The following is a 3,874-nucleotide window of genomic DNA, read 5'->3' as shown; positions in this document are numbered from 1 at the left end:
TTCATTACGTCCCCTATGTCCGGCCCGGCGACCGGTCCAGCCTTCGCCGCACCCGACCGGGCTGCTGCGCCACCCGGATCCGCGACCGCCGGAAGGCCGTAGCCAAGCCCGACGGTCAGGGCTGTCGCAGCTGCAAGCGCAGCCGAACGGGACCATGTGAGACGAGATTTCACTCCGCGCCATCCTCGATTCTGCATTACCGGTCCGACGTCGCATCGAACTCGGCACGCATCGTGGCAGGAGTGCGGAACAATCGGGCTTGAAACCACTGACGACACGCCGGGCTCCATGTCTGCGCCGGCGACGGAGATCGCGAGAATTCACCCGATGACGGCATTCATGCCGCACACCGGCCGTTCAACCGATGCCCTCCATTCGAGACTGGAACCGCGCCCTCGCCGACTGGTCCGTGCGACGGACTGGTGGCAGCCGGTCAGCCGACCGCCACCAGGGCTCCACCCAGGGAAGGAACGACGACCTGTCAACGTCACCATTAGCGGCCCACGTCAATGCTTGTGCATATCCGCCGTACAGCACGCGTCCCTCCCCCGCGTCGGGCGCTATCGCTCCGGAGCGAGGCGCACGGGTAGGACATCCCAGCCGTAGACGATGAAGGAGTGAATCGTCAGAGTAACAGGGCGCCGACCTTTCCTACGTCCCGTCGGAGTGCGGTGCAGCGGCCAGCCGTCAAGGGATTTCCGTTCACGAGCCAGTGAACACAAGTCTCTCGAATTTGAACTACGAGTCGATGGAAGAAATCAGGCTGTGGCCCGCCTGCCGCGAATCGCTATGCTGGCCGGGTGGCACGTCCCGGTCCACGGCGCCGGGGACCTGAGCGCGACGCGGGTCGCCTCGGCCAGCGGGAGCTATCACCAGATCCAGCCTTGAGAGAATACCATCGGGTACCGTTCATGACGTTCATATCGGCTTTGATCGACAGAATCTGCTGTACATCGGCATCCTGTCGTCAAGGTCCGGATGGCCCGTCCCGGGCTGCACAAGGCAGCCGATCTCAGGCCGCACCGATGTGGCCAGGCTCTCAGGCCACCATTAGAGTGATCTCCTGGATGCGGTAACAGTACGTCGCGAAGCGACAGCGCCTCGCCATATCCCTGTCGCAATACCTTGAGGAGGAGATCCATGTTCGGTCTGACGGTGCGGTTCGAGGTACGCCCGGACACGGCGGACGCGTTCGACGCGTTGGTGGCCGAGACGGTGCCGCTGATCGCCGCCCACGAAACCGGGACCTTGATCTACACTACCCATCGGGTGACCGGCGACGACAATGCCCGGCTCTTCTACGAGCTCTACCGCGACCGCGAGGCGTTCGAGGATCATGAGAACCAGCCGCACATCCACCACTTCGTCGCCGAGCGGCAGGATCTGCTCACCGGTCCCCCGCGTATCGAGTTCATCACACTGACCTCGGGCACCGGGCTTCCTACGATGACAGGCGCCTGAGAACCCGGCACCTGCCGGTCCGTTCTTCACACGCCCTGGGCCGGAGCCGCTGATGCCGCTTGGCCCAGCCCAGCCCAGCCGGGCAGGAAACCCGCGTCGGCGGACCGTCCGCCGACCAGGCCAGGAGGGTGACGCATGAAGATCGGTTTCATCGGACTCGGCGGAATGGGCGGCGCCATGGCGCGCAATCTGATCGACGCCGGCCACACCGTGCTGGCCTGGAACCGCTCACCGGATCCCGTCACCGAACTGGCCGCCGCCGGTGCGGTCCCCGCCAGCATCTCCGAGGTGTTCGCCACCGGAATCGTCCTCAGCATGCTGGCGGACGACCAGGCCGTCACCGATCGCCTGCTCGATCCGCGGGTGCTGACCGCCGCGCCGGCCGGAGCACTGCATGTGAACATGGCCACCGTCAGCACCGCGCTGGCGATCCGTGCTCGGCGTGAGCACGCCGAGCACGGGCTGCGCTACCTCGCGGCTCCCGTCTTCGGCCGGACCGACGCCGCCCGCGCCGGCAACCTCACCATCGTGACCAGCGGCGATCCGGACGCGATCGCCGAGGTTCAGCCCCTGTTCGACGTCCTCGGCCGGCGAACCTGGACGGTCGGCGACGCGCCGGAACACGCCAACCTGGTGAAGATTCTGGGCAACTATCTAATCGCCTGCAGCATCGAGGCGATGGCGGAGGCGAGCGCCGTCATCGAGGCCGGCGGGATGAACCCGGCCACGTTCATCGAAGTACTCACCGACAACCTGTTCACTGGCCCGGTCTTTACCGGCTATGGCCGCATGATCGGAAACCGGGATTACGAACCCGTCAACTTCCGTCTCCCGCTCGGGTTGAAGGACGTCCAGCTCGCGCTGGCCTCAGGGCTGGAACGGAACGTTCCGCTGCCTTTCGGCGGCGTGCTGCGGGACGCCTTCGTCGACGCGCTGGCGCACGGCCAGACCGACCAGGACTGGGCCGCGGTGGCCGAGACGGCCCGCCGACGCGCCGGGCTCGCCTGATCCACGGCGCCGGGCCGCCACTGCACCGCACTGCACCGATCTCAACGAGCGCAGCACGGACGGGATGTACCTGGCCGAGGACTGTACCCTTGGCCGATCGGTTCCCGCATGGGCGTCACTACGGCTGGCGGCTGTCGTCGTGGTGCTTCTCTGGCTCCGCCGGCACCGGGCCGGACTGCGTGGCCCGGTGATGCGGTCCGGTATCGGCGGACAGCAGGCCGGGCATGGACGCTCCGGTAAGAGCGGGCGGCGAGAAACCCGCGCCACGGCGGGCCGCGGAACCATACCAGCGGTCGTCGTCGAAACCGCTCTCGTCGTCGCTGCCGTCCGGACCGTCCCCGCCGGCGTAGTCCCAGCTCGACGACCAGTTGTCCGACGAGGACTCGACGGAGGCATCGGAGGCGTCCGAACTCGCCCAGTCGAACTCACCACGACCGAACACGAACGAGCCACCCATCGGACGATTCTCCGGTATTGAGCGGTGCACGGACACCGACGCCGACGCCGAGTCGACGACACGCGGGATCACAAGCCAGGCAGTGATGTTGACCCCCACGACGACGAGGATGATGACAATCGGGACCAGATAGCTGTACTCAGGCGGCAGCATGACGGCAAGCGCCGTCAACCCTCCCACCAGGAGGGCGACGCCCGTGGAGATCGCCGCGAGGAGCCGGGCCATAGGCATGTTCCTATCGCCGTACGGCCAGCGACGCCCCCGATCGACGTCAACCCGACAAGCCAGGAGGACGGTTTGGTGACGTGCATCCCGCTTGCACCGTCCGTCCTCACATCATGGGCCGATCTCACATGCTCGGAGAGCCACCCGACCGCGGCCCTCCGTATGTGGCCACGTGCTGACGCCCCCCGCTCCCCCTGGATGGCTTCACGGCTGGACGGCACCAAGACCACCGCATGACGTCAGCGTAGAAGCACGGGGCGACCTCGGGAATCGCGTCGCATCGGCACCCGGAGACGGCCCGGAGACATCGAGGATGCGACTGGGGTGCCGCGGATCGGGGACGGATGGGAACGACCCGGACACCTCAGCCGCGTCCTCAACATACCTGTTCGATAGCTAGTAGTCACTGATCGATTACAGGCAGTTCTAGCCTACACTCCGTTTGGCGTGCCTGTACCCGTATGGCGTACCCACCCGGGCACGGCTCCTCGTGGACGATCGACAGACGGACCACGCGTTTCCCGCGATACATCGACGAAAGATCGCGTTCCGGACCGGGCGGAGGTCATCGGGCGATCCAGCGGACCGGGACGATTCCCGGATGTCGAACCGGCCACACCCCGGCCCCTCGCGGCACGCGGACGCCTTCACCTGGGTAAACAACGAGGTATGACGCACAGGGGACGTAATGAAGTAACAAATACGTGATCGAGAGCATCATCA

The 3,874-nt window shown here is 66.2% G+C and carries 3 protein-coding genes; 2 read left to right on the top strand and 1 reads right to left on the bottom strand.

Annotation, left to right across the window (positions count from 1 at the left end):
* The first annotated feature begins 1,140 nt into the window (after positions 1–1,140).
* Positions 1,141–1,461: a putative quinol monooxygenase gene (locus AC08OU_RS16035; protein WP_476601668.1), complete on the top strand. Its 321-nt coding sequence runs from the start codon at positions 1,141–1,143 to the stop codon at positions 1,459–1,461.
* A 135-nt stretch (positions 1,462–1,596) separates the two neighbouring features.
* Positions 1,597–2,469, top strand: coding sequence for an NAD(P)-dependent oxidoreductase (locus AC08OU_RS16030; protein ID WP_476601667.1), 873 nt, complete (start codon positions 1,597–1,599; stop codon positions 2,467–2,469).
* A gap of 118 nt (positions 2,470–2,587) precedes the next feature.
* On the opposite strand, the gene AC08OU_RS16025 is transcribed toward AC08OU_RS16030, so the two are convergent.
* Entirely contained in the window at positions 2,588–3,151 is a 564-nt protein-coding gene (locus AC08OU_RS16025; protein WP_476601666.1) for a hypothetical protein, read from the bottom strand.
* Positions 3,152–3,874 lie beyond the last annotated feature (723 nt).

Source organism: Frankia sp. CcMO1 (genome assembly GCF_977945845.1).
This window is presented reverse-complemented; position numbering and strand designations above follow the sequence as displayed.

Excerpts from the sequence above, each read along its gene's own strand:
- AC08OU_RS16035 (WP_476601668.1), top strand. The coding sequence starts at position 1,141 with ATGTTCGGTCTGACGGTGCGGTTCGAGGTACGCCCGGACACGGCGGAC.
- AC08OU_RS16030 (WP_476601667.1), top strand. The coding sequence starts at position 1,597 with ATGAAGATCGGTTTCATCGGACTCGGCGGAATGGGCGGCGCCATGGCG.
- AC08OU_RS16025 (WP_476601666.1), bottom strand. The coding sequence starts at position 3,151 with ATGGCCCGGCTCCTCGCGGCGATCTCCACGGGCGTCGCCCTCCTGGTG.